The sequence below is a fragment of the Luteithermobacter gelatinilyticus genome (genome assembly GCF_005849285.1).
Taxonomy (GTDB): domain Bacteria; phylum Pseudomonadota; class Alphaproteobacteria; order Sphingomonadales; family Emcibacteraceae; genus Luteithermobacter; species Luteithermobacter gelatinilyticus.
On sequence record NZ_CP040517.1, the window covers coordinates 1,488,361 to 1,511,151 of the forward strand.

21 protein-coding genes are annotated in these 22,791 nt (G+C 52.0%); 16 read left to right on the forward strand and 5 right to left on the reverse strand.

What is annotated here, in order from left to right:
• Positions 1-237 precede the first annotated feature (237 nt).
• The 3 genes from FE788_RS06720 to FE788_RS06730 are packed head-to-tail and all read left to right on the forward strand — an operon-like array spanning position 238 to position 3,304.
• On the forward strand, positions 238-1,497 hold the full coding sequence (locus FE788_RS06720; RefSeq protein WP_138379905.1) for an acyl-CoA dehydrogenase family protein: 1,260 nt from the start codon (positions 238-240) through the stop codon (positions 1,495-1,497).
• The gene (locus tag FE788_RS06725) at positions 1,494-2,537 is read left to right on the forward strand and encodes a phosphotransferase (protein WP_210414180.1); all 1,044 of its coding nucleotides are present in this window, start codon (positions 1,494-1,496) and stop codon (positions 2,535-2,537) included. The genes FE788_RS06720 and FE788_RS06725 overlap by 4 nt, the downstream gene beginning before the upstream one ends.
• Positions 2,534-3,304 (forward strand): SDR family NAD(P)-dependent oxidoreductase, encoded by a 771-nt coding sequence (locus tag FE788_RS06730; protein ID WP_138379907.1) that lies wholly within the window; start codon positions 2,534-2,536, stop codon positions 3,302-3,304. The genes FE788_RS06725 and FE788_RS06730 overlap by 4 nt, the downstream gene beginning before the upstream one ends.
• Here FE788_RS06730 and FE788_RS06735 read toward each other — a convergent pair.
• Positions 3,297-3,764 carry an Lrp/AsnC family transcriptional regulator gene (locus FE788_RS06735; protein WP_210414181.1) on the reverse strand — a complete coding sequence of 156 codons (468 nt, stop codon included), beginning with the start codon at positions 3,762-3,764 and terminating at the stop codon, positions 3,297-3,299. The two genes, FE788_RS06730 and FE788_RS06735, sit on opposite strands and share 8 nt — an antisense overlap.
• Before the next feature lie 138 nt (positions 3,765-3,902).
• Between FE788_RS06735 and ald the strand changes: the two genes are divergently transcribed.
• The gene (ald, locus tag FE788_RS06740) at positions 3,903-5,009 is read left to right on the forward strand and encodes an alanine dehydrogenase (RefSeq protein WP_138379909.1); all 1,107 of its coding nucleotides are present in this window, start codon (positions 3,903-3,905) and stop codon (positions 5,007-5,009) included.
• Positions 5,010-5,245: 236 nt separating this feature from the next.
• Positions 5,246-7,552, forward strand: a complete 2,307-nt coding sequence (locus tag FE788_RS06745) for an NADP-dependent malic enzyme (protein WP_138379910.1) — start codon at positions 5,246-5,248, stop codon at positions 7,550-7,552.
• Here FE788_RS06745 and FE788_RS06750 read toward each other — a convergent pair.
• The gene (locus tag FE788_RS06750) at positions 7,542-7,751 is read right to left on the reverse strand and encodes a hypothetical protein (protein WP_138379911.1); all 210 of its coding nucleotides are present in this window, start codon (positions 7,749-7,751) and stop codon (positions 7,542-7,544) included. The two genes, FE788_RS06745 and FE788_RS06750, sit on opposite strands and share 11 nt — an antisense overlap.
• 125 nt (positions 7,752-7,876) lie before the next feature.
• On the opposite strand from FE788_RS06750, the gene FE788_RS06755 reads away from it, so the two are divergent.
• Both FE788_RS06755 and cutA read left to right on the forward strand, forming a co-directional pair.
• Positions 7,877-8,902: a COX15/CtaA family protein gene (locus FE788_RS06755; RefSeq protein ID WP_138379912.1), complete on the forward strand. Its 1,026-nt coding sequence runs from the start codon at positions 7,877-7,879 to the stop codon at positions 8,900-8,902.
• On the forward strand, positions 8,899-9,219 hold the full coding sequence (gene cutA / locus FE788_RS06760) for a divalent-cation tolerance protein CutA (protein WP_138379913.1): 321 nt from the start codon (positions 8,899-8,901) through the stop codon (positions 9,217-9,219). Before FE788_RS06755 ends, cutA begins: the two co-directional genes overlap by 4 nt.
• Before the next feature lie 63 nt (positions 9,220-9,282).
• On the opposite strand, the gene FE788_RS06765 is transcribed toward cutA, so the two are convergent.
• Together FE788_RS06765 and FE788_RS06770 are read right to left on the reverse strand one after the other, a co-directional pair.
• A complete protein-coding gene (locus tag FE788_RS06765; RefSeq protein WP_138379914.1) occupies positions 9,283-9,714 on the reverse strand; it encodes a GFA family protein in 432 nt (143 codons plus the stop codon).
• A gap of 86 nt (positions 9,715-9,800) precedes the next feature.
• On the reverse strand, positions 9,801-11,087 hold the full coding sequence (locus FE788_RS06770; RefSeq protein WP_138379915.1) for an O-acetylhomoserine aminocarboxypropyltransferase: 1,287 nt from the start codon (positions 11,085-11,087) through the stop codon (positions 9,801-9,803).
• A 319-nt stretch (positions 11,088-11,406) separates the two neighbouring features.
• On the opposite strand from FE788_RS06770, the gene rplM reads away from it, so the two are divergent.
• The 6 genes from rplM (at position 11,407) to FE788_RS06800 (ending at position 17,196) form a co-directional block, all read left to right on the forward strand.
• Positions 11,407-11,871, forward strand: a complete 465-nt coding sequence (gene rplM, locus FE788_RS06775; RefSeq protein ID WP_138379916.1) for a 50S ribosomal protein L13 — start codon at positions 11,407-11,409, stop codon at positions 11,869-11,871.
• A gap of 2 nt (positions 11,872-11,873) precedes the next feature.
• Entirely contained in the window at positions 11,874-12,371 is a 498-nt protein-coding gene (gene rpsI, locus FE788_RS06780) for a 30S ribosomal protein S9 (RefSeq protein WP_138379917.1), read from the forward strand.
• A gap of 172 nt (positions 12,372-12,543) precedes the next feature.
• Positions 12,544-13,953 (forward strand): hypothetical protein, encoded by a 1,410-nt coding sequence (locus FE788_RS06785; RefSeq protein ID WP_138379918.1) that lies wholly within the window; start codon positions 12,544-12,546, stop codon positions 13,951-13,953.
• 171 nt (positions 13,954-14,124) lie between these two features.
• On the forward strand, positions 14,125-15,342 hold the full coding sequence (locus FE788_RS06790) for a hypothetical protein (protein ID WP_138379919.1): 1,218 nt from the start codon (positions 14,125-14,127) through the stop codon (positions 15,340-15,342).
• Positions 15,343-15,479: 137 nt separating this feature from the next.
• The gene (gene argC / locus FE788_RS06795) at positions 15,480-16,613 is read left to right on the forward strand and encodes an N-acetyl-gamma-glutamyl-phosphate reductase (RefSeq protein WP_138379920.1); all 1,134 of its coding nucleotides are present in this window, start codon (positions 15,480-15,482) and stop codon (positions 16,611-16,613) included.
• Between the two features lie 28 nt (positions 16,614-16,641).
• Positions 16,642-17,196 carry a gamma carbonic anhydrase family protein gene (locus tag FE788_RS06800; protein ID WP_210414182.1) on the forward strand — a complete coding sequence of 185 codons (555 nt, stop codon included), beginning with the start codon at positions 16,642-16,644 and terminating at the stop codon, positions 17,194-17,196.
• Between the two features lie 26 nt (positions 17,197-17,222).
• On the opposite strand, the gene FE788_RS06805 is transcribed toward FE788_RS06800, so the two are convergent.
• Entirely contained in the window at positions 17,223-19,019 is a 1,797-nt protein-coding gene (locus FE788_RS06805) for a PHA/PHB synthase family protein (RefSeq protein ID WP_210414183.1), read from the reverse strand.
• Positions 19,020-19,218: 199 nt separating this feature from the next.
• Between FE788_RS06805 and FE788_RS06810 the strand changes: the two genes are divergently transcribed.
• The 3 genes from FE788_RS06810 (at position 19,219) to glpX (ending at position 22,790) form a co-directional block, all read left to right on the forward strand.
• The gene (locus FE788_RS06810; RefSeq protein WP_138379921.1) at positions 19,219-20,433 is read left to right on the forward strand and encodes an LL-diaminopimelate aminotransferase; all 1,215 of its coding nucleotides are present in this window, start codon (positions 19,219-19,221) and stop codon (positions 20,431-20,433) included.
• Positions 20,434-21,726: a homoserine dehydrogenase gene (locus tag FE788_RS06815; RefSeq protein ID WP_138379922.1), complete on the forward strand. Its 1,293-nt coding sequence runs from the start codon at positions 20,434-20,436 to the stop codon at positions 21,724-21,726.
• Between the two features lie 89 nt (positions 21,727-21,815).
• Complete coding sequence (gene glpX, locus FE788_RS06820; protein ID WP_138379923.1) at positions 21,816-22,790, forward strand: class II fructose-bisphosphatase; 975 nt, start codon at positions 21,816-21,818, stop codon at positions 22,788-22,790.
• Position 22,791 lies beyond the last annotated feature (1 nt).

A 22,791-nucleotide genomic window follows, 5' to 3' on the forward strand; every position in this document is an offset into this window, starting at 1 on the left:
TCATTCTGCACGGCGCCTGGTTCCTTTTAATCCATAAAAAAACAATGATCAAAGCTTGATCTGCGGGATATTCTGACAGATACTGCCATACAGACAAACGTTCGTTTTGTTTTGGGATATATTTTCCGTAAGATGAACGGTGTCAGAAACCCTGGCCCGCCGTGAAATATTGTCTGGAAAATGTATAATATCCCTTCCGGCAGCGGACGATGACAATCAACAGAGGAGAGGCGGTTTATGGATTTTGACTATTCGGACAAAGTGAAACAGTTGCGGGATAAACTGACGGCTTTTATGGACGCCTATGTTTATCCGGCAGAGCAGGACTATTTCGCCCATATTGCACCGGAGTCGCGGCGCTGGACAATCCCGCCGATCATGGAGGAATTGAAGCAAAAGGCCCGGGCCGAAGGATTATGGAACTTGTTTTTGCCGGACTCTGAATATGGGGCAGGTTTAAGCAATCTGGAATACGCCCCGCTGGCGGAAATCATGGGGCGTTCCGTTATCGGAGCTGAGGTGTTTAACTGTAATGCGCCGGACACCGGTAATATGGAAGTTTTGGTGCGTTATGGCACCGAGGCACAGAAAAAAACGTGGCTTGAGCCACTGCTGGAAGGCAAAATCCGCTCAGGTTTTGCCATGACTGAACCGGATGTGGCGTCTTCTGATGCCACAAATATCCAGTGCGCCATTACTCGGGAAGGGGATGAATATGTCATCAACGGGCGCAAATGGTGGACCAGCGGTGCCATGGACCCACGCTGCAAGATCTTGATCCTTATGGGTAAAACCAATCCGGAAGCAGATATTCACCATCAGCAGTCCATGATTCTAGTGCCCATGGATACAGCGGGTGTCAAGGTTTTGCGTCCGCTGCATGTTTTTGGTGATGATGATGCCCCGCATGGTCATGCCGAAATACTTTTTGAAAATGTGCGCGTCCCGGTTGAAAACATCCTTCTGGGCGAGGGGCGAGGGTTCGAAATTGCCCAAGGGCGGTTGGGGCCTGGCCGCATTCATCACTGCATGCGTCTGATCGGGGTGGCACAACGAGCGCTCGAAGCGATGTGTGTTCGGGCCGAGGATCGGGTAGCCTTTGGCAAACCGCTGAGCGCTCAGGGGTCGGTGCGCGAGGATATCGCCCGTTCCCGCTGCGAAATTGAACAGGCCCGTCTGCTGACCCTCAAGGCGGCGGACAAGATGGATAAGGCCGGCAACAAGGCAGCGCGAGATCTGATCGCCATGATCAAGATTGTAGCGCCAAAAATGGCCCAGAACGTCATTGACCGGGCCATACAGATTCACGGTGGCGGCGGTGTCTGTCAGGACTTTTTCCTGGCCCGGGCCTTTGCCTATGCCCGCACCCTGCGACTTGCGGACGGTCCCGACCAGGTGCATATGGCGGCCCTCGCCAAACAGGTGCTGCGTGAGTATGCCCCCGCTAAAGATATACTGTTGAAAAATATGCTACTGTCTGTATGGAGGAAGGCGTGACAGCATCGATAAAACATCTTGATGAAGAAAAATTGTGCCGTTATCTGGAACAAAATCTGGCCGGGTTCCGGGGGCCTTTGAAGGCACAGAAATTTTCGGACGGTCAATCCAATCCCACTTTTAAGATCGAGGCGGCTTCCGGTTCATATGTGCTGCGCCGCAAGCCGCCGGGTAAGCTGTTGAAATCGGCCCATGCCGTGGATCGGGAATTCCGGGTTCTCAAAGCACTGGAAAAAACCGATGTGCCGGTGGCGACACCGTATCTGTTGTGTCAGGACGATAATGTTATTGGCAGCTGGTTTTATGTCATGTCTTATGAAGAGGGCCGCATTTTCTGGGATCCGGTTTTGCCGGATCTCTCCCGGGAAAAGCGGCTGGCTTATTATGATGAAATGAACCGGGTTCTGGCGGCCATTCACGGGGTGGATATTCAGGCCGTAGGACTTGAGGATTATGGCAAGCCCGGCAATTATTTTGCACGTCAGACCCGGCGCTGGTCGCAGCAATATGAGGCCAGCCGCACCGACCGGATCGAAAGTATGGAGTTTCTGATGTCGTGGCTACCGGATCATATTCCGGAAGATGAGGGGCAATGCTGCCTGATTCATGGCGATTTCCGACTGGATAATATGATTTTTCACCCCGATCGGCCAGAAGTCATTGCGGTTGTGGATTGGGAACTATCCACTTTGGGGCACCCTCTGGCAGACCTGTCTTATCAATGCATGCAATGGCGCCTGCCACAGAGTTCACCAGGTATCAAAGGTCTGGGGGGCGTGGATCGACGGGCCCAGGGATTGCCGACTGAACGGGAATATGTGCGCCAATATTGTGAGCGCCGCGGTATTGCACACATTGAAAACTGGTCCTTTTATCTGGCGTTCAATTTTTTCCGGCTCGCCGCCATCATTCAGGGGGTTTACAAGCGGGCGTTGGAGGGAAACGCTTCCAGCGATCAGGCAAAAAAACTGGGAAGCATGACCCGAATTGTGGCAGATTATGCTCTGGATGTTATTGAACAGGGGGAGGAGGTCTTATGACTTGTGAGAGTTATGCCGACAAAGTGGTGATGATTACCGGTGCTGGCTCCGGACTCGGCCGGGCGGCCGCCTGCGCCTTTGCCAAGGCCGGGGCAAAACTGGTGCTTTCAGATCTGCACCAGGCCGAACTGGAAGAGACGGCCTTTCTGGCGCGCGAAGTCGGCGGCGAGGTTCTGTGGCGTCTTTGTGACGTTCGCAATAAGGAACAGGTTATTGAGAACGTGGTTGCTGCCGAAGAAACATTCGGTCGGATTGACGTGGCGATTAATAATGCGGGTGTGGAGCATGCCCTAAAGCCCCTGGCCCAATGTGACACGGAAGAATGGGAACAGACACTGGACGTCAACCTCAAGGGGGTGTTTTATTGTATGAAATATGAGTTGCAGCAGATGATCCGGCAAAATGCCGGTGTTATTCTGAATGTAGCCTCCATTGCCGGAATCAGCGGTGCCCCGGGACTTGGTCCCTATGCGGCCAGCAAACATGGTGTCGTGGGACTGACCCGAACCGCCGCGGCCGAAAATGCCCGGTACAATATTCGCGTTAACGCCATCTGTCCGGGTGGCACTGCAACCCCTATGGTTGAACGTTATCTGAACAGGGAAGAAGACGATAATGCGGTGCGTAAGCTTATCGGCATGGTCCCCATGCGGCGTCTGGCCCGCGTCGAGGAAATTGTTGATGGCATGTTGTGGCTGTGTTCTGACCGAAACAGCTTCATGACCGGTCAGGCTGTCGTCTTCGACGGGGGACTGACGGCTATTTAAGGCCGAAAGGGATAGTGGTGTTTTTGGTCACTGTCCGCAAGGAGAAATTGGATTTGATTTGACTGACACCGGGCAGGGCGGTCAGCACATCCATATGCAGGCGTTCATAATCCGAAGCGTCAGCAACAATCACCCTGAGCAGGTAGTCCGCATCCCCGGACATCAAATAACATTCCATGATTTGCGGGCATTCCCGGACTTTGCGCTCAAATTCCGCGAGTTTTTCCTTGGTCTGTTTTTCCACTGTTATCTGAACAAAAACATTGTCCGGCAGGCCGGCAGCGCTTTGATCCACGATGGTGGAATATCCCTTGATGACATGATGCTCTTCCAGGGCCTTGACCCGGCGCAGACAGGCGGACTGGGACAGGCCGACCCGGTCGGCCAGGTCCGCATTGCTGATGCGCCCATTTTTCTGAAGCTCGTCCAGAATAGCATGATCAATCTTGTCTAATTTCACATTATCAAATTTATGTCTCATAATTATAAAATAACGCAATAATATTCGAAAAATCAACACAGATGTCATCTAATTTGCAAGGACATTCGGCCCATCTTCAGATATTCTGTCAGACAGGTGAAAAATAGGAGCTTCAGAATGATTGTCGGTGTGCCAAAGGAAATCAAAAACCATGAATATCGCGTTGGTCTGACCCCGGCCAGCGCTTCAGAATTTGTCAGGAACGGTCACAAAGTGGTGGTGGAAACCCGTGCAGGTGAAGGGGTCGGCTTTACGGACGAGGATTACCGGGCAGTAGGGGCGGAAATTCTCTCAACGCCGGAAGAAATTTTCGAGCAGGCGGAAATGATCGTCAAGGTCAAAGAACCCCAGCTTAATGAATGCGCCATGCTGAAAGAGCACCATGTGCTCTATACCTATCTGCATCTGGCGCCAGATCCGGCCCAGACCGATGCGCTACTCAAATCGGGATGTACGGCCATTGCCTATGAAACCGTCACCAATGATGCAGGCGGTTTGCCGCTGCTGGCGCCGATGAGTGAAGTCGCTGGCAGAATGTCCATTCAGGCTGGCGCGCATGCGCTGGAAAAAGCGTCTGGTGGGCGGGGTCTATTGTTGGGTGGTGTACCCGGCGTGGCGCCGGCCAAGGTAGTGATTATCGGGGGCGGCGTGTCTGGGATGAACGCCGCAGAAATGGCTGTTGGCCTCGGGGCGGATGTAAGTGTTTTTGACCGTAATCCGGATGTGTTGCGGCGGTTGGACAGCCGATTCCGTGGCAGTGTCAAAACCCGTTATTCCACGGGTCATGACCTGGAAGAGGCCGTGCTTGGCGCGGATCTCGTGATCGGGGCGGTGCTGGTGGCGGGGGCGGCTGCACCGAAACTGGTCAGCCGGGATATGGTTAGCCAGATGAAGGATGGGGCGGTGCTGGTGGATATTTCCATCGACCAGGGCGGTTGTTTCGAGACCTCCCATCCGACCACTCATGCCGATCCCACCTTTATTGTGGATGGTATAGTCCATTATTGTGTGGCCAACATGCCGGGTGCTGTGGCACGGACCTCAACCTTTGCCCTGAATAATGCGACCCTTCCTTTTGGTCTGGCTCTGGCTAACAAGGGCTGGAAACAGGCATGTAAGGATGATCCGCATCTGAAAAACGGTGTTAATGTGTCTGGCGGGTTTGTGACTTATGAAGCCGTTGCTCGCGACTTGGGCAAGGAATATCGTCCGCTGGATCTGTAAACGAATAAATCCCTCCCTTCTATAAGACCTCCCAAACCTTGAGGAAGCCGCCAGGCTTCCTCTTTTTTGTGCTTTTCCATTTTTGTTCATGACGACGCTTGCCATAAGTTTTGTTTGGAGCTTTAGAGTGAATTGCGATCAGGTTGGCCCAATTCACTCTAGGCAAATCCTTTCATCTATGCTTTATAAAGAAAAATAACGGATGAGCAGCGCAAACCTAAGGTGGACAGAAATAAATGGCCGACGATAAATTCAAGGAAACTTCCCTTCGTTATCACACGGAACCCGTTCCCGGCAAACTGGCGATTGTGCCGACGAAACCCCTGGCGAACCAGCGGGATTTGGCTCGGGCCTATTCGCCCGGGGTGGCTTTTGCCTGTGAAGCCATAGTGAAGGATCCGGCAGAGGCCGCCAATGTGACGGCCCGAGGCAATCTGGTTGGGGTGATTTCCAATGGGACAGCCGTTCTTGGGCTGGGCGATATTGGCCCGCTGGCATCGAAACCGGTCATGGAAGGAAAGGCGGTTTTGTTCAAAAAATTTGCCAATATCAATGTGTTCGACATCGAAATCAACGAGAAGGATCCGGACAAGCTGGTGGACATTATTGCCGCTCTGGAACCCACTTTCGGGGCGATCAATCTGGAAGACATCAAGGCCCCTGAATGTTTCATTGTGGAAAAGGCGCTCAAGGAACGCATGAACATTCCCGTCTTTCACGATGATCAGCATGGGACAGCTATTGTGGCCGGGGCAGCCATTTATAACGGTCTGCGCATTGTGGACAAGAAACTTGAGAACGTAAAACTCGTCTCCACGGGCGGTGGGGCCGCCTCATTGGCCTGTCTTGACCTTTTGGTGAACATGGGACTACCGCGAGAAAACATCACTCTGGTCGATAGGGAAGGGGTTGTTTATGAGGGGCGAGAGACGGATATGAATCCCTATAAGGCCCGTTACGCGCGAAAAACCAGAGAGCGCACACTGGACGAGGCGATTGTGGGGGCGGATGTCTTTTTGGGGCTTTCCGCGCCAGGAATTTTGAAACAGGAAATGGTGAAAAAGATGGCGCCGCGGCCGTTTATCCTGGCGCTGGCTAATCCGGTTCCCGAAATCCTGCCGGAAGACGCCCGTGAGGCCCGTCCCGACGCGATCATCGCCACAGGGCGGTCCGATTATCCCAATCAGGTCAATAATGTACTGTGTTTCCCGTTTTTGTTCCGGGGCGCATTGGATGTGGGCGCTACCACCATCAATGAGGAAATGAAAATTGCCGCGGTCAAGGCCATTGCGGATCTCGCCTATCAGGAATCGGAAGAACAGGTGGCCAATGCCTATCGCGGCGAGGAACTGAAATTCGGTCCGGATTACATCATCCCCAAACCGTTTGATCCACGTCTTATTCTGGAAGTGGCTCCTGCCGTTGCCAAGGCCGCCATGGATACCGGTGTGGCCACGCGGCCGCTTGTGGATGTGGAAGCGTACCGGGAAGAACTGGGCAATTTCGTATTCAAGTCAAATATGCTGTTGCAGCCGGTCATTGAAAAGGCGAAGCAGGATATTCAGCGGGTCATCTATGCCGAAGGCGAAAATGAATCCGTGCTTAGGGCGGTGCAGGCCGTGGTGGATGAAAATCTGGCCCAGCCTATTCTGATTGGCCGACCGGATGTCGTGGCCCGTCGGATAGACCGGCTGGGGCTGCGGCTCAAAGCGGGAGAGGATTATGAGTTGATCAATCCGCAACAGGATGATCGCTACCGGGAATACTGGCAGACCTATCACCGTCTGGTGGGGCGCAAGGGGGTATCCATCGAAGCCGCCAAGACCATTGTCCGGACAAATACCACAGTCATTGCCGCGCTCGCAGTCTTGCGCGGCGATGCAGATGCCATGATTTGCGGCACTTATGGGCGGTTTGATTTTCATATCCGATATATCATTGATCTGATTGGCAAGCGCAGCGACACACGGAAAATCTCGACTTTAAGCACGCTGATTCTTCCGCGCCAGACTCTGTTCCTCGCAGATGCCTTCATGGGGGTGGATCCGGATACGGACCAGATTGTAGAAACCACCATTGCCGCGGCTAAAAAGGTAGAGGATTTCGGCATTAAACCGAAAATTGCCCTGTTGTCGCATTCCAACTTTGGGTCTTCGCGTGAGCCGTCCGCCCGGAAAATGCGCAAAGCCGCCGCCATACTCAGAGAACAATATCCGGACATGGAAGTGGACGGTGAAATGCATGCCGCGGCGGCCCTGGATGAAACCCTGCGCAATCAGCTGATCACCGACAGCCGGCTGAAAGGGGCCGCTAATTTGCTGATTTTCCCCAATCTTGATGCGGCCAATATCGGTTTGGATCTTGTCAAGAATATTGACAATGGTCTTCTGGTAGGGCCCATTCTTCTGGGGACAGCGATGGCGGCCCATATTGTGACGCCGGCCACCAGCGCGCGCGGCATTCTGAACATGACCGCCATTGCCGCTGTCGATGCCCAGAAAGTCAAGGCTCGAAATCAGGCCCAGGACGGCGCTAGCGCATGAGCTGGGTATCCTGACCGGTATGCAGGGCAATGAGGTGGCGGACCATCAGCAAAATAACCAGTACAGCCACAAACTGGATGCCGTTCCACGGAATGGTCCAAGCTTTGCCGAGCGGTTTGGGGCGACGGGACATGAAATTGGCAAAGGCGGTAAGCAGCGCACATAGTGTCAAAATTACATAGGTGGTCATTTCATTCATGCAGGATGGTTCCGAACAACTTTTATGCTTCTTTTACGCTTGATGACTGCGCTATTGGTACCCGGTCCCGGAAGATTGTCAAGCTCCGCCCGGAAACTGTGAAAAACCGAAACAAAGGTGTGTCTATGCATGACAGTGTAACCCGAACAAACAACCGCCAGATCGCCGTGTGGCTTTTTTCGGTTTGTGCGCTGATCTTTCTGATGATTGTAGTGGGAGGTATTACGCGCCTGACCGAATCTGGTCTGAGCATGGTGAAATGGCATCCCATTCACGGGGTCATACCGCCCCTGAATGAAAGTCAGTGGATGGAGGAATTCGAAGCCTACAAAGCCTATCCTGAATATCAGAAGGTCAACCGGGGCATGAGCCTAGGGGAGTTCAAAGCCATCTTCTTCTGGGAGTACGGGCACCGTCTTCTGGGGCGCCTGATTGGTCTGGCATTCTTTGTGCCGTTTGTCTTCTTTTTATGGCGTAAAAAGGTTGAAGCATCATTGAAACCGCAATTGTGGCTGATGTTTTTTCTGGGGGGGCTCCAGGGACTTGTGGGATGGTGGATGGTCAAAAGCGGCCTGATTGATCAGCCGGATGTGAGCCATTATCGCCTGACTGCTCATCTCGGTCTCGCAGTGTTTATTTTTATGTATATTTTCTGGGTGGCGCTGGGTTTGGTTCAGCCGCGAGCGGAAAAGGTGGACGTGTCTCGTTCCGGTCGGCTGGCAAAGTTCCTTGTGGGACTGATTTTTATCCAAATCCTGCTGGGCGGACTGGTGGCCGGCCTGAATGCAGGATTCATCTATAATAGCTGGCCGTTAATGGAGGAGGCCCTGGTGCCAGAAGGGCTTTTCGAGCTGTCCCCTTGGTATATCAATTTTTTTGAAAATCTGTTGACGGTTCAGTTTGATCACCGAATAGGGGCTTATGTGATTTTTGCCCTGACGACTTGGTTGTGGTGGGCCTGTCGCAGGCAATTGGGCTTGACCGCTCATATCCTGATGGTGACTGTGATCATTCAGGTGCTGCTCGGCATTTTAACACTGATCTATGTGGTGCCGATTCCGTTGGCGGCATTGCACCAGGCCGGGGCCATCGTTACCCTGTCAGCCAGCCTTTATTTCTTGCATCGTCTGAAGATACAGGAGGGCTCATGACGGAATATTGCAGTCTGTATGTGACCTGCGCCCACAAGGATGAGGCGCTGATGATTGCTCGAACGTTGGTGAGGGAAAAGCTTGCCGCTTGTGGCAATATCCTTGACGGCATGACGTCCATCTATGTGTGGCAAGGCAAGTCGTGTGAAGATTCGGAGGTGGCCTTGCTTCTCAAAACGACACGGGACAGGCAGGAAGCGGCCACGACCCGAATACGGGAACTGCATTCCTATGATGTGCCTTGTGTGGTGGTCTGGCCCATCGAAGGCGGCAACCCGGAATATCTGGACTGGATCAGCAACAGTTTGAAGCCCTGAAGTGAATTGTGAATAGATTGCCCCAACCTCTTCACCATTCATTCTAAAGGATATTTCCGGGGGCTATAATGTTTCGGCCCGGCGCCAACGTTCCATGACCGCTTTGGAGTCCTCGGTGCGCTCTTCCGGCAGGCCGTCAGGCTTGTGCCAGCTCATGATGCGGCTTTCCACGCCGAAATGGCTTTGCGGCGTGAACAGGCTCGGGTCATCAAAACTGCCAACAGTGATATCCATCCTGTTGGAATCCGGGAAAGCAAAGGTGAGCGGCGTGCCACAGGTGGCACAATATCCGCGCTGTGCGATTTTGGATGAATGATAGATGTCGGGCTCTTCGCCGCTCCAGCGTACGGCATTTTTAGGAAGATTGACAAATGTCGCGAAAATATTACCAACGGCACGCTGACACATCCGGCAATGGCAATAATAGGCGTGATAGTCATCCGTTTCCACTGTGAATTTTTTAGCCCCGCATTGACATTGACCTGTTGCTTTCATTGATCTCTCCTTCAGATAAAAAGCAAGTAAGAAAAGGCCGGTGAAGATCACTCCCCCGGCCTCGACTAATCTCTTGAGCGCTCCCTTCAGGCAGTCAGCGCCTGATCCAGGTCGGCCTTGATGTCCGCCACATCCTCAATTCCGACGGACAGCCTGATTACATCCGGACCGGCGCCCGCCTTGACCTGGTCGGCTTCGGGCAACTGCCGGTGCGTGGTGGAGGAGGGGTGAATGATCAGGCTGCGGGTATCGCCGATATTGGCCAGATGTTTAAACAGCTTAACGGAACGGACCACTTTCACCCCGGCCTCATATCCACCCTTGACCCCGAAGGTCATGACTGCTCCACCGCCCTTGGGCATGTATTTCTGTTGCAGGGCGTGATACGGGTCATCCTCGAGACCAGCATAGGACACCCAATCCACCTTGTCATGATTTTTGAGGAACTTGGCCACTTCCAGCGCATTGTCGCAATGACGCTGCATCCTCAGCGGCAGGGTTTCGATACCATTGAGAATCAGAAAGGCATTCATGGGCGACAAAGCCGGCCCCAGGTCACGAAGCCCCAGCGCCCGACAGGCAATAGCAAAAGCGATATTGCCCATGGTCTCCCCAAAGGTTTCCCCGAAAGTCATGCCATGATATGCCGCACAGGGTTCACTAAGGGTTGGGTATTTTTTGCTTTTCATCCAGTCGAAGCGGCCGGAATCCACAATCACACCGCCGATGCTGTTGCCCTGGCCACCAAGGAATTTGGTGAGGCTGTGAACCACAATATCCGCACCATGTTCAATAGGGCGGCACAGATAGGGGGTTGCCAGTGTATTATCCACCACTAGAACAATGCCGGCTTCATGGGCCACGTCGGCAAGGGCGGCAATATCCGTGACGATCCCGCCGGGATTGGCCAGGCTTTCCACAAAAATGGCCTTGGTCTTGGGCGTGATGGCGGCTTTCATCAATTCCGGGTCCGGTTCGATAAAACGGGTGGACCATCCGAATTTACGGAAACTGTGGCCCATCTGGGTAATGGATCCGCCATAAAGTTTGGTCGAGGCAATGATTTCGTCACCGGGTTCCATCAACGTATGGAAGGTGATCAGCTGGGCAGCATGTCCGGAGGCGACGGCCAGAGCGGCAGTACCGCCTTCAAGGGCGGCAACACGGGCTTCAAGCACACTTACAGTCGGGTTGGTGAGTCGACTGTAAATATTACCGAACTCCTGCAGATTAAACAGCGCGGCAGCCTGTTCCGGACTTTCAAATTCAAAAGAGGCTGTCTGATAAATAGGGGTGGCACAAGCACCTGTGGCGGGATCGGAGTGCTGGCCCGCATGAACGGCCAAAGTTGAAAAGTTATAGGATTCAGTCATTTGTGATTTTCCTTTTATGGTGGCTTTTCAGAATATCGTATTATTTCTTTAATTATAACCAGTTATTTTTACGGTATTATAATACCTTTCATGTAACGCCTTGTTATTTATTGGAATTATTCCATTGACATTACATGAAAGAATGGCATATTTCGCGCCAGTGTGACCGGCAGGATCGTTAGTGATCTGTCAGGTTTTACCTGAAAGTCATAAGACATTACAAGGTCATGAAAAAAATATGGGTCTCCGTGGTGGAGGTGAGGGCACGAAAGGCCGTCAAAACATCAAGAGATCCGGATGTCCCAAGGGAAACTGAACGATGAAAACTTATTCTGCTAAACCGGCAGATATCGAGAAAAAATGGATCGTCATTGATGCCGAAAATGTTGTGCTCGGACGTCTGGCGGCCATTGTGGCTTCTCGTCTGCGCGGTAAACACAAACCGACTTTTACCCCGCATATGGATGACGGGGACAACGTCATTGTGATCAATGCTGCCAAGGTTAAGCTGACTGGCAAAAAATTAGATGACAAGATCCATTACTGGCATACCGGTTATCCGGGCGGGATCAAAAGCCGCAACGCCCGCCAGATCTTGGAAAGTGACCATCCGGAACGTCTGGTGATCAAGGCGGTTCAGCGTATGATTCCGCGTGGCCCGCTGGGGCGTCAGCAAATGCGTAACTTGCGTGTTTATGCCGGAAGTGAACATCCTCATGCCGCTCAAAATCCGGAAGTTCTGGATGTTGCGGGCATGAATGACAAAAATACAAGGAGCCGTTAATCATGGCTGATGAAAAGAAAACACTGGAAGATCTGAAAGAGATCACTTCTGGCGCGGAAGCCGCCGCGACGGCAGATAACGCTGAAGCTGCTGCCGAACCGCAACTGGATGCCCTCGGGCGGGCTTATGCGACCGGAAAACGTAAAGATGCCGTTGCCCGTGTCTGGATCAAGCCGGGTTCTGGGAAAATTACGGTTAACGGCCGGGATCAGCAGGTTTATTTCGCCCGTCCGACGCTGCGGATGATTGTTAATCAGCCGTTTGAAGTGGCGGGCCGGACTGGTCAGTTTGATGTGGAATGTACCGTTAAGGGCGGCGGGCTGTCCGGACAGGCTGGTGCCGTCCGTCATGGCATCAGTCGCGCGTTGACATTCTATGAGCCGGGCCTGCGCCCGGTGTTGAAAGCCGGTGGTTTTCTCACCCGTGATGCCCGTGTGGTTGAACGTAAAAAATATGGTAAGCGGAAAGCACGTCGGAGCTTCCAGTTCTCCAAACGTTAATCCGTTTACACAGTATCGGATCAAAGAGCCGTCCTGGGACTCTCAGGGCGGCTTTTTTGTGAAGTTATTCTGTTTATTAACAAGGTGTTAATATTTGATGGAATAATCATTGGTATACTGGTTTGTTAAGGACTTTATGACATACGGGCGAATTCCAAGGGATCATCCTGAAATGAAGCAAATAAAGCTTAAAAATATTCTGGAAAGCCTGTTTTTTGATGATGATTCGTCCCGGGCCGGAGACCAGAATTCATCTTCGACGCTGCCCAGGATGTCTCAAGTGGTCCCGTCTCGAAATCTCAGCTCCCTGACCGAAGATAAGCTTCTGAAAATCCTTACCCATAATTCCTTTCTGAATACCGGGCGTGTGCAGCTTCTTGGGCTCGAAGCACTTAAAACAAAACTTGGCGAAAAGTGGCCGGGGCTGCGGGAAAAAATTCTTGATGCCCTGCATCAGATCGTAAACAAAAGGCTGCGTGATGAAGATGTGTTTTTTTCCATCAATGATGAAGAACATCTTATTGTATTTTCTTATCTCGCAGAAGACAGCGCCCGGCTGGTCTGCGCCAAGATACTTCAGGAACTCTCGGAAAGGTTTCTGGGCTCGGCGGAGACTAGTGATATTGTCGTGCGCACGGCCATCGGAAAACTGGATGGCGAACTGCTTTTTGAACCCAGTTTTCTGGACGACATCCTTACAAAGCCACCTGTACCCCCCTCGACGTTAAAGCACGAGGAAGGCACCAATCAAAATCCAAAACCACCTTGTTCTTCTGTTTCTTCTGTCCAGGACAAAATTTCGAAAGTGGTTTCTACGAGCTGTTCTCAGGGGGGGCTGAAATGGGTTGAGCCTGTCTTTATGCCTTTGTGGGACAGCAACCATCAGGTCATTTCGACCTATGCCATGAATTGCAGGCTGAAAAGCAGGACCCTTTCCGCTGGCGGATATGCCGTTTTGTCAAAAACAATGAAACGTCAGGACAAAATCGCTCTGGATTATTTTCTGTTTGAGACCTGCCGGGAAATGATGCAGGAATTTTATGCCAATAAATTCAGGGCTATTTTTTCCATCCCGGTGAGTTATGAAACCCTTTTTACCCCGGAGTTACTGGCCTCCTATCTGCAATTATGTCGCAAAATGCCGGAGGAATTGTGTCGCTATGTTTCCTTTACCCTGGTGAATTTTCCACCGGGAATTCCTGAAGCTAAACTCAGATATATCACGGGGCTTCTCAAAAAATATTGCCGCCTTATCATTTTGCACTGTCATGAATTTATTCCTCAGGATATCGGTTTCTACAAGGAATGCCAGATCAAAGGGGTGAGCATCAACCTTGCGCCGCCGTCCCGCAACAGCGCCGTTTATTGGGCCGGGCTGGCGCGAATGACGGCCAAATGTCACCAGAAGTCGATGCAGGCCATTTTGTTGAATGTGCAAAGTTTGGAAAATCTGCTGTTGGCGCGCGAGGCCGGCTTTGATTATATTGCGGGAGCAGTGATCAGGGAAAACACCGCGATTCCCGGACATATGGTGCGTCTGTCCTGGAAGGAATTGCTGGCCGGTAAAAAACCGACATTCTAGTCAGGGGTTTATGTGTCGTGGCCTTGATGCAATGGGGAATGTTTTCGGCGCACGCGTAGTGGATGTAACGAGGGTGACTAGAAAGTGTTAAATTTTTTCAGGTCCAAAAAAAGAACTCCAAAGCCTTCGCCGCCCAGAGAAAGAACGCAAAAACCTGCGGAACAGGTTTCTGTGGCAACCTCTCCCGCCAAGATAATTTCCGAAGCCAAGTTGCAGGAAATCATGGCCAATGACGATCTGGCCCTGGCCGGGCGGGCACAGTTGATCAGTCTACACGCCATTAAAAACCGGTTGGGGGAAAAATGGGCCTCGCTCAAAGACAGGATGTTTCCTGTTTTTGAGAACTGTTTTGAAAGGCGGTTCGGAAACCGGGAAAAGATCTATAAAAAATCGGAAGTCGAATATATTGTCATTTTCTCCGGTCAATTGGCGGCCACAAAATCGTCCCGGGATATGGTGGAAATGTGCCGCACTGTGCTGGAGGAAGTCGGGCGGAAATTTACTGGGGAATATATGCCGGATCAGGAAGAGGTCAGAACCGTTTTCGGTTATGAGGACGGTGTTTTTGCCTTTACGCCTGAAGACCGCGAAAAACTGAAACAGAAGCCGGAGCAAGAGGAAGACAAGAGCCGGTTGGATCTGTTTATCAGCGGGGAAACTTTCGATATTGTTTACCGACCTCTCTGGAACGTCAAACACCAAACCATTACAACCTATACCGTCCATGCCCGCAGCACTGCGGCGGACGGCAGCATGCGATATGATTACAATGTGCTGAAGGATAAAACGTCACTGGAAGCAAAAATCGGTCTGGACTGGATTTTGCTTGAAGATGCCGCTCTTACCATGCAGGGGCTCTATGACAATAAGTTCCGCACCATCTATACCATCCCGGTTAGTTATGAAACGGTTTTCAGCAAAGAACGGCTGAAAGGATTTACAGGGCAGTGTCAGAAAATTCCTGAAGAACTGCGCAAATACGTCATCTTTAATCTGACGCTGTGTCCCGCAGGTATCCCGCAATCGAAACTGCAGATGATTGTCGTCTGGCTCAAACCCTATTGTAATTCCATCCAGATCGACCTCACGACACTTCCGCGGGATCTGCAAAAATATAAAATTCCAGGGCTCTCCTATATGAAATATGATTTGCCCAGAGTGCTGAAAGACACCAAAAAAACCTGGATGGACCTTGCGGAATTTTCCATCAAATGCCGCAAGCTTGATCTGAAGACCGTGATCGGTAATGTGAATACAGTCGATCATGCCATGCTGGCCCGGGAAATAGGTGCCAATTTTATTTCGGGTGATATAATAGGCGACTACTGTGATATCCCGGAACATATGCAACGCAGGAGTTGGCAAGAAGTCGTTGAGCGCACCGGATAACGAAATATTATTTTTATATTTCAGTATTTGAAGAATAATATTTTGTTTTTAGATGTTGAAGTTAATTTTATTTCGTTATACACACCGTTCATGACTTGTGGATATTTTGTCATACGGTTTTAACACATGAGGAAAACATGACTGAAACTACGTCAAAAATAAGAGCAGCAATTCTTGGCGCCAGCGGATATACAGGGGCAGAACTGGTACGCCTTCTTGTGCGCCACCCTCATGTGGAAATTGTTTTGATGACAGCGGACCGCAAGGCGGGGCAACCCCTCGGGGACGTCTTTCCTCATCTGGCTTATACTGATTTGCCGGACCTTATGGCGATCTCTGATGTGGAATGGCCGGGGCTGGAGCTTGATGTGGTATTTTGTGCCCTGCCACATGCCACCAGCCAGGAAATCATCAAAGGCATCCTGCATGAAACCGGTCACGGATTTATTGACGAGATGATTATCGAGTCACCAGCAGATTACGCCAATGCCATTCAGGGATCGGTCAAGGTAATTGACCTGTCGGCGGATTTCCGCCTGGAAGACCTTGAGGTTTACAGCCGGTGGTACGGGGACATTCACCGGGCGCCGGAGTTGCAGAAAGAAGCCGTATATGGTCTGAGCGAACTGAACAGGGAACGCATCAGCAAGGCGCGGCTGGTGGCCTGTCCGGGATGTTACCCGACGGCAGCGCTTCTGACACTCATCCCGTTGCTGAAACAGGGGGTGATCCGGAAGGACGGCATTATCATCGACGCCAAGTCCGGGGTCAGCGGTGCAGGACGCTCCCTCAAAGAAGGCAATCTGTTTACGGAAGTGGCCGAAGCCCTGCATCCTTACGGTATTGCCTCTCACCGGCATGCCCCTGAAATAGAGCAGGAACTGGGTAAAGTCTGCGGGGAGGGGGTCTATGTGACCTTCACCCCTCATCTCGTGCCCATGAACCGGGGCGAACTGGAAACCATTTATGTTCAATATGCCGGGAAGGCGCAGACGGCGCAGGATTTGCGGGCTGTCCTGGAAGAACAATACAGGGATGAACCCTTTGTCACCATCGCGCCCGAAGGCGTAGTGCCGGCAACCCGCCAGGTCCGAGGGTCTAATCATTGTGTGATCAATGTGTTTGAGGACCGCGTGCCGGGCCGGGCCATTCTTGTGGTGGCCATTGATAATCTGGTCAAAGGATCTTCTGGGCAGGCCATTCAGAACATGAATCTGATGTTCGGATTTGAGGAAACATTATCGCTGGAACAATTGCCGATTTTCCCGTAAGAGGGGAGTGAAATGAGGAGAAAAAGCCATGATGGCAGAGGTCGGCAAAATCGTAAATGGCGGCGGCAAAATTTATCCCCATAATGGCATATGGCCCCAAATAGACGAAACTGCATTTATTGCACCGGGTGCCAGAATTATCGGGGATGTCGAAATCGGTCCCGAAAGCAGCATCTGGTTTAATTGCGTGTTGCGGGGGGACGTCAATAAAATCCGCATCGGGGCCCGGACCAACCTTCAAGATGGCACTGTGGTGCATGTGGAAAGTGGTGGGGCTGCGACGCTGATCGGGGATGAGGTGCTGGTTGGTCACATGGCCCTGATTCATGGCACGGTGATCGAAAACGGGGGATTCGTGGGCATGGGAGCCATGACCATGGACAACTGTTATATTGAAAGTGGCGGCATGCTGGCGGCCGGGGCTTTGCTAAGCCCGGGAAAAAGGATCGGCAAGGGCGAAATGTGGCTGGGCCGCCCGGCCAAATACGTCCGAACCCTGACCGAAGAGGCGATCAAAGACTTGCGCGCCGGTACAGATCATTATGCCGCACTGGCGCAAGATTATCTCGGGGAATATCGATAGTTCACTTGGGCTCTTGCCAAAGCCCATTATTTTCCTTCGGTATCATACCGGATTTTCACATAACTGCCGGGGGCCTCTTCGATAATGCTCAGCTTGCCTTCTCCGGGCTGTCGGGCCGGAACTTTTTTCCCAGATTGGGTCCGTAGCCACTGGTGCCAGTCCGGCCACCAGGATCCGGGTTTTTCTTCCGCTTCGTTTAACCAGTCCGCCGGGTCATCAGGCAGGTTGTCATTAATCCAGTGATTGTATTTCCGGGCTTCCGGCGGATTGACGACGCCGGCAATATGTCCTGAGCCAGCCAGCATAAAACGGCGCGGACCGGAAAAAATCTGGGTTGCTTTATAGACGGAATTCCAGGGGCAGATATGGTCGGTCTGCGCGGCCTGGATATAAGCCGGGATAGTGATCTTTCGAAGGTCGATAGGGGTGCCCTTGAGCACCAGCTTGCCAGGTTTGACCAGGTTGTTTTCCAGATACATTTCCCTGAGATACTGGCTGTGGCAGGCCTTGGTCAGGCGGGTGGAATCGCTATTCCAGTACAACAGGTCAAAGGGGAAGGGGTCCCGCCCTAGAAGATAATTGTTGATGACAAAGGACCAGATTAGATCATTGGAACGCAGCATATTGAACGTCTGGGACATGATGCTGCCGTCAAGATACCCCTTTTCCTCCATAATCTTTTCCATGAATTTCAGTTGTTTTTTATCTACGAACAGTTTGAGTTCGCCGGACTCGCTGAAATCCACCTGAGTGACCAGAAAAGTTGTGCTCTTGACACGATCGGCCTTGTCGTTCGCGGCGAGATAGGCAAGCGTTGCGGCCAGCAATGTTCCTCCAATACAGTACCCCACCGTATTGACGACAGTTTCGCCGATAGCTTCCTCAATGGCATGCAGGGCCGAAAGGGGACCCAGCGCCATATAATCCCCAAAGTCCAGTTCCGCCATACTTTCGTCCGGGTTTTTCCAGGAAATGATAAAGACCGTATATCCCTTGTCCGTGAGCCACTTGACCAGAGAATTTTCTGGTCTGAGATCAAGAATATAATATTTGTTGATCCACGGCGGCACGATCAGCAGCGGGACCTTGTAGACCGTTTCAGTAGTGGGGGTATATTGAATAAGCTGAATGAGTTCGTTCTGATAGATCACTTTGCCCGGCGTGGTGGCAACATTGCGTCCGGGTTCAAAGGCCTCTTCATCAGTCATGCGAATGCGGAAAGTGCCCGTTTTCGGGTTGATGTCCCGGGCAATATTGTGCAGTCCCTGAACAAGGTTCTTGCCATTTTTTTCAATAGTTTCCCGAATGACCTGCGGGTTGGTGACAGCAAAATTTGTGGGCGACATGGCATCAATGAACTGGCGGGTAAAGAATTTCAGTTTCTGCCCTTCATGAGTTTTGGCAAGAGGGGTATCCTGAATGACATCTTCAAGCCAGCGGGAGGTCAAAAGATAGGATTGTTTGATATAATCATAAACCTCGTTTTCCTCCCATTCTTTGTCCTTGAACCGGCGATCCCCTACCTCAGGTGCAATGACCGGCTCCACTTCGTCTTCTCCCGCCATTTTTTTTACCGTGTTTTGCCACAGCGTCATGTAATCTTTCCACAGGTTGACCTGCTTTTCGACAATCTGTTGGGGGTTTTCGGCAAAATATTTGGTCATTTCCATCATGGCCTGTCCCAGATTCAGTGGGTCAAGCTCATCGGGCGGGCTATGTTCCTTCTGTTTTTCGAGAAATTCAGCGGCGATTTTCTGGAACTGTTCCGCATATTCCTTCATATTGGCAGCAAACTGTTCCATGTCCGGTTTGTCGTTGTCCATCTTGCCTCCTTAATTTCGCGAAGTTGAGAAGAGGTCCTTTAATTATAGTAGTTTTCTTATCAGGATTATGACAGGATTTTTTTGGCCGGTTTTTTTACTTTTTAGCAGAAAGCCTGTTTGCCTATGGGCAAATTGCTGCTAAAGAATTGATCCCGGCTGGCATCAGCCGTTGAACAGAAATTTTTCAGGTGAGAGATCAATGGAGTCAGAATTTTACCGGATCAAGCGATTACCGCCCTATGTGTTTGCCGAAGTCAACGCAATGAAGGCGCGGGCGCGGGCGGCCGGAGAGGACATTATTGATCTGGGGATGGGCAACCCTGATCTCTCTCCACCGCAACATGTCCTGGACAAGCTTGTCGCCACATTGCCGGATCCCAAAGCGCACCGCTATTCCGCCTCCAAAGGGATTCCGGGATTACGTAAGGCGCTAGCGGCCTATTACCAGCGGCGTTTCGATGTAGAAATTGATCCGGACAGGGAAGCCATTGTTACTCTGGGATCAAAGGAGGGACTGGCCAATCTGGCGCAGGCCATCACCGCCCCGGGTGATGTGATTCTGGTGCCGAACCCCAGTTATCCCATTCATCATTTCGGGTTTATTATCGCCGGAGCGACCATTCGCCATTTGCCGCCGAACAGCCGTCAGAATTTTATGGAAAGCCTGTCCCTGGCCGTCAAGCACAGTGTTCCAAAACCTCTGGCCTTGGTGTTGAATTATCCCGCCAACCCAACGGCAGAGGTTGTGGATCTTGACTTTTATGCAGAAGTTGTGGATTTCGCCCGCAAGTATGGCATTTATGTCCTCTCAGACCTGGCCTATGCGGAAATTTATTTTGATGATAGTCCGCCGCCATCCATTCTCCAGGTGCCGGGAGCAAAGGATATTGCGGTCGAATTCACCTCCATGAGCAAGACCTACTCCATGGCGGGCTGGCGTATCGGGTTTGCGGCTGGAAATGAAAAACTGATTGGAGCGTTGACCCGCGTGAAGTCCTATCTGGATTATGGGGCGTTTACCCCCATCCAGGTCGCGGCGACAGCCGCTCTGAACGGACCGCAGGATTATATTGACGAGGTCCGCGCCATCTATAAGGCCCGACGGGATGTTCTGGTGCAAGGACTGGAGCAGGCCGGCTGGCCGATCCCGGCGCCGCGGGCCACCATGTTTGCCTGGGCGCCGATCCCGGAAGAATGGAAAGAAGTCGGCTGCATGGCCTTCGCCAAGCAATTACTGACCCATGCCAAGGTGGCTGTGTCGCCGGGGGTAGGGTTTGGCGAATATGGAGAGGGCTATGTCCGCATCGCGCTTGTTGAAAATGAGCAGCGGATACGCCAGGCAATACGTAATATCAAACGGTTTATGGCCCGTAGCCATGATTATCTTGAAGAAGCAAAAAAACAGGAAAGCTAAGTGAGCACATCATTGAAAATTGCCATCGCCGGTTTGGGAACGGTCGGGGTCGGCGTTCTGAAAATTCTTGAGGCTCAGAAAGAATTGATTGCCGCGCGTTGCGGCCGTCCAATTGAAATTGTCGCAGTCGCTGCCAACAACCGGCATCGTGACCGGGGGGTAGATATCTCTGGCTACCGGTGGGTTGATAATGCGCTGGATTTTGCGGAACAGGATGATGTCGACCTTGTGGTCGAATTGATCGGCGGCTCCGACGGAGTTGCCAAGGAGCTGGCGCAAAAAACATTACAGGCCGGGAAATCTTTTGTCACGGCAAATAAGGCCCTGATTGCTCATCATGGCACGATGTTGGCCCGAACCGCCCATGAAAATGGCGCAGCTTTGCGGTTTGAGGCCGCTGTGGCCGGGGGCATTCCGATCATCAAATCCATTGGGGAAGGACTTGCTGCGAACCGGCTGAACCGGGTTTACGGCATCATGAACGGAACTTGCAATTACATCCTGACTCAGATGGAAGCCAAGGGAGAAAGCTTTGAGGACGTTCTGAGCGAAGCCCAGCTTCTGGGTTATGCCGAGGCCGACCCCACCTTTGATGTGGACGGTATTGATACGGCACATAAACTCGCCATTCTCAGCAGCGTTGCCTTTGGCGTAGAAACCGATTTCGATAATATTTACACCGAAGGCATCCGGCATATTGCTGCTGTGGACATTGATTATGCGGATGAAATTGGCTATCGCATCAAGCTCTTGGGTATTTCCAGTTATTCGGAAGGAAAGCTGGAACAGCGGGTACATCCCGTACTGGTCCAAAAAAACCTGCCAATTGCCCAGGTCAGCGACGCCTTTAATGCCATTGTGGCGGAAGGTGATTTTATCGGCCGGACTTTTTATGAAGGGCAGGGTGCCGGAGAGGGCCCCACAGCGTCGGCCGTGGTCGCAGATCTTGTTGATATCGCCCGGGGGCATAACGGGGCAGCATTTTTTGTTCCGGCAGACAAGCTTGTCAAAGCCGAACCCGTGCTGATCGACGATCATGAAGGGGCGTATTACATGCGGCTTCACGTGGCGGAAAAGCCCGGCGTGATTGCCGATATTACCTCGATTCTCAAGGAGCAGAACGTTTCGCTCGATGTGATGTTGCAAAAAGGGCATGAACTGGACGGATCGGTTTATGTGGTGATGGTGACCCATAAAACCCGGGAAAATGTTCTGATGCAGGCATTGAACAAGATTGATGCCTTGCCGATCGTGCTGGAAAAACCCGTGGCGATCCGCATCGAAAACCTGTAATCTTTCCGACAGAATGCGGGCTCAACTACCGCGTGCAGAAATATTGAAGCAATCGAATATAAAGGCAAATACAAAAGGAATTTTATAGAATGAGCTTTGACTCGAATATGGACCGTCTTTTTGTTCTTGAACTTGTTCGTGTCACAGAAGCCGCGGCTGTAGCGGCCGCCAAGCTTGTGGGCATGGGGGATGAAAAAGCCGCCGATGCAGCAGCGGTGGACGCCATGCGGCGGGCTCTGAATGAGATGGATATTCAGGGCCGTGTGGTCATTGGAGAAGGCGAGCGCGATGAAGCACCGATGCTTTTTATCGGTGAAGAAGTTGGCACCGGAAAGGGGCCGCGTGTGGATATTGCGCTGGATCCGCTGGAAGGCACCACCATCGCTGCCAAAGCCATGCAAAACTCGCTGGCGGTGATTGCTCTGGCCGAAGAAGGACATCTTCTGAATGCACCGGACGTTTATATGGACAAGATTGCCGTTGGTCCGGGATTGCCGGAAGGGGTCATTGACCTGGATAAAACGCCAGAGGAAAACATCAGGGATGTGGCCGAGGCCAAAGGGTGTGCCGTGAGCGACCTTCTGGTTTGTATTCTGGACCGTCCGCGCCATGCGGAGCTGATCAAGGCAGTGCGTGAAGCAGGTGCACGGATCAAGCTGATCGGCGATGGCGATGTGGCCGGCGTAATTGCCACCACCAACCCGGAAACCAGTGTGGACATCTATATGGGGTCTGGCGGAGCACCGGAAGGGGTTTTGGCGGCGGCGGCGTTGCGGTGTATCGGTGGACAGATTCAAGGACGGCTGTTGTTCCGCAATGATGACGAGAGAGCCCGCGCCCGAAAATGGGGCATTGAAGACCTGAACCGCAAATACAGCACCATGGACATGGCCAGCGGGGATGTGATTTTTGCGGCAACCGGGGTCACTGACGGCACCATGCTGCGCGGCGTTCACAGTTCCCCGGATGGCCAGAAATATACAACGGATTCCGTTGTCATGCGCTCCAAGTCCGGCACAGTGCGTTGGATCAAGGGCGAACATTTGCGCAAGAAAGCCGAATGAC

Bases quoted from the DNA above. Each gene is read 5' to 3' on its own strand.
- FE788_RS06720 (WP_138379905.1), top strand. From the start codon at position 238: ATGGATTTTGACTATTCGGACAAAGTGAAACAGTTGCGGGATAAACTG.
- FE788_RS06755 (WP_138379912.1), top strand. From the start codon at position 7,877: ATGCATGACAGTGTAACCCGAACAAACAACCGCCAGATCGCCGTGTGG.
- glpX (WP_138379923.1), top strand. From the start codon at position 21,816: ATGAGCTTTGACTCGAATATGGACCGTCTTTTTGTTCTTGAACTTGTT.
- ald (WP_138379909.1), top strand. From the start codon at position 3,903: ATGATTGTCGGTGTGCCAAAGGAAATCAAAAACCATGAATATCGCGTT.
- FE788_RS06770 (WP_138379915.1), bottom strand. From the start codon at position 11,087: ATGACTGAATCCTATAACTTTTCAACTTTGGCCGTTCATGCGGGCCAG.
- FE788_RS06745 (WP_138379910.1), top strand. From the start codon at position 5,246: ATGGCCGACGATAAATTCAAGGAAACTTCCCTTCGTTATCACACGGAA.
- rplM (WP_138379916.1), top strand. From the start codon at position 11,407: ATGAAAACTTATTCTGCTAAACCGGCAGATATCGAGAAAAAATGGATC.
- FE788_RS06765 (WP_138379914.1), bottom strand. From the start codon at position 9,714: ATGAAAGCAACAGGTCAATGTCAATGCGGGGCTAAAAAATTCACAGTG.
- FE788_RS06730 (WP_138379907.1), top strand. From the start codon at position 2,534: ATGACTTGTGAGAGTTATGCCGACAAAGTGGTGATGATTACCGGTGCT.
- argC (WP_138379920.1), top strand. From the start codon at position 15,480: ATGACTGAAACTACGTCAAAAATAAGAGCAGCAATTCTTGGCGCCAGC.
- rpsI (WP_138379917.1), top strand. From the start codon at position 11,874: ATGGCTGATGAAAAGAAAACACTGGAAGATCTGAAAGAGATCACTTCT.
- FE788_RS06750 (WP_138379911.1), bottom strand. From the start codon at position 7,751: ATGAATGAAATGACCACCTATGTAATTTTGACACTATGTGCGCTGCTT.
- cutA (WP_138379913.1), top strand. From the start codon at position 8,899: ATGACGGAATATTGCAGTCTGTATGTGACCTGCGCCCACAAGGATGAG.
- FE788_RS06785 (WP_138379918.1), top strand. From the start codon at position 12,544: ATGAAGCAAATAAAGCTTAAAAATATTCTGGAAAGCCTGTTTTTTGAT.
- FE788_RS06805 (WP_210414183.1), bottom strand. From the start codon at position 19,019: ATGGACAACGACAAACCGGACATGGAACAGTTTGCTGCCAATATGAAG.
- FE788_RS06800 (WP_210414182.1), top strand. From the start codon at position 16,642: ATGATGGCAGAGGTCGGCAAAATCGTAAATGGCGGCGGCAAAATTTAT.
- FE788_RS06810 (WP_138379921.1), top strand. From the start codon at position 19,219: ATGGAGTCAGAATTTTACCGGATCAAGCGATTACCGCCCTATGTGTTT.